Origin of the sequence: Streptomyces sp. MA5143a (assembly GCF_900290235.1) — a bacterium.
Classification (GTDB): domain Bacteria; phylum Actinomycetota; class Actinomycetes; order Streptomycetales; family Streptomycetaceae; genus Streptomyces.
In genome coordinates this window covers 1-488 of the sequence record NZ_OLMK01000189.1, presented here as the reverse complement: position 1 = coordinate 488, position 488 = coordinate 1, and the positions used below count along the sequence as shown (strand labels likewise).

1 protein-coding gene is annotated in these 488 nt (G+C 69.9%); it reads right to left on the bottom strand.

Annotated elements, in window-relative coordinates; genetic code table 11:
* Positions 1 to 486, bottom strand: a 486-nt coding sequence (locus SMA5143A_RS42485; RefSeq protein WP_308812074.1) for an acyltransferase domain-containing protein, incomplete at its 3' end; no start/stop codon positions are given.
* Positions 487 to 488: the final 2 nt, after the last annotated feature.

The window sequence follows — 488 nt, the reverse complement described above, 5'->3', positions numbered from 1 at the left end:
GACGAGGGAGACGAGCGAACCGTCCGGACCGACCTCAAGCACCGTGCCGACGTCTTGGGCACGCACGGCCCGCACCCCGTCGGCGAACCGGACCGTCGCCCGAACATGCCGCACCCAGTACTCCGGCGTACACAACTCCTCCCCCGCCACCTCACCCGTCACGTTCGAGACGACCGGAATCAACGGCTCACGGAACTCCACCCCGGCCAGCACCTCGGCGAACTCCGCGAGCATCGGCTCCATCAACACCGAGTGAAAGGCATGACTGACCGCCAACCGCTTCACCCGCCGCCCCCGCCCCGCGAACCCGTCCGCCACCCCACGAACGGCATCCTCGGCACCCGAAAGCACCAACGACCACGGCCCGTTCACCGCAGCCACCGACACCCCCTCGGGAAGAACAGCCACCTCTGCCTCCTCCGCCTGCACCGCCCACATCGCACCCCTCGACGGCAGGCCCCCCATCAACCGCCCACGCGCCGCCACCA